Here is a 1,177-nt window from a genome sequence, read left to right on the forward strand (position 1 = left end):
GGTTTTGATTTTACCGATTACGGCATGCCCGAGGGTTCCCGGCCTGGCCCCGTAAACCGGCATGGTTTTGAGATCGCCGGGTGGGCGGGGGCGCGATTGGTCCCGATAATGGGCCTGGTGCCGGCAGGATGGCCGTTGGGCGGATGGCGGCCCGCGCCGCGGAAGCGAAAAAACGGCGGTCGGCGGGACTCGAGATGTCCCAAGGGCGCCGGAGAGGGGGGGCGGCGGCCACGCCGCCGCCCGCGGGGCGCGCCCCGCGCGCCGGTTAGGGCACCGCGGGCCCCACGCTCCCGAGCCCCTCCCCCAAACCCCGCCCCGCAGCCGAAAGTTTTTTACGCAATTGTCCTTGCATCGGCGCGGGAGTTACCGTATAGTACTTCTTCGCACGGGGGCGTAGCTCAGCTGGGAGAGCGCTTGACTGGCAGTCAAGAGGTCAGGGGTTCGATCCCCCTCGTCTCCACCCGAGCATTAAATGAGGCTCCAACGCAAGTTGGGGCCTTTTTTCATATCAATCGTCCTACAGTTTATCTTTACCTAGTGGCTGTTGAAGTAAATCCATCCTAAATTGCAAATATGAATGAAATTAACGCCCTACGCCATTGCAGGCCAAAATAAGGCGTCAACGCAATGTAAAGAGGCCAGGCGTGTTGCCCGGCCTCGAAATACTCTGGTGGGCCCTCCGGGATTCGAACCCAGAACCCAGGGATTATGAGTCCCCTGCGCTAACCGTTGCGCCAAGAGCCCTTATGTACTGTGATAATAATTTCAACAATGGAAATTCATTTCCCATCGGGTTAAATCACGATTTGAAATACTACCATGCACAAGCATGTCGCACAACGCACGATCAAGCCATGTTTTTAACACCCGGTATTCCCTGACAATCAAGATGCATCACAAGAAATATCACTGGATGGGAATTGTTCAAGCCATTATCCCAAGACTGCAAATAGATTTAACCATCGGCGAACTGATGCCATTTCAAAACCATGCCGGATTACGGGGCTGGACCCGGACCGGCCGTCCATACCCTGCATCTCACGAAATTCGCAAGTCGTCTACCTGCGGTTTTGATTTTACCGATTACGGCATGCCCGAGGGTTCCCGGCCTGGCCCCGTAAACCGGCATGGTTTTGAGATCGCCGGGTGGGCGGGGGCGCGATTGGTCCCGATAATG

General features: G+C 56.8%; 1 protein-coding gene and 2 tRNA genes. 2 read left to right on the top strand and 1 reads right to left on the bottom strand.

What is annotated here, in order from left to right:
- Positions 1 to 387 precede the first annotated feature (387 nt).
- A tRNA-Ala gene (locus tag ACTQ05_RS09505) sits at positions 388 to 460 on the top strand.
- 208 nt (positions 461 to 668) lie between these two features.
- On the opposite strand, the gene ACTQ05_RS09510 is transcribed toward ACTQ05_RS09505, so the two are convergent.
- A tRNA-Ile gene (locus ACTQ05_RS09510) sits at positions 669 to 744 on the bottom strand.
- Between the two features lie 169 nt (positions 745 to 913).
- Between ACTQ05_RS09510 and ACTQ05_RS09515 the strand changes: the two genes are divergently transcribed.
- The coding region (locus tag ACTQ05_RS09515) for a hypothetical protein (RefSeq protein ID WP_441538967.1) at positions 914 to 1,177 on the top strand (264 nt) is incomplete at its 3' end.

This window comes from Collinsella sp. LCP21S3_A9 (assembly GCF_052118785.1).
Lineage (GTDB): Bacteria > Actinomycetota > Coriobacteriia > Coriobacteriales > Coriobacteriaceae > Collinsella.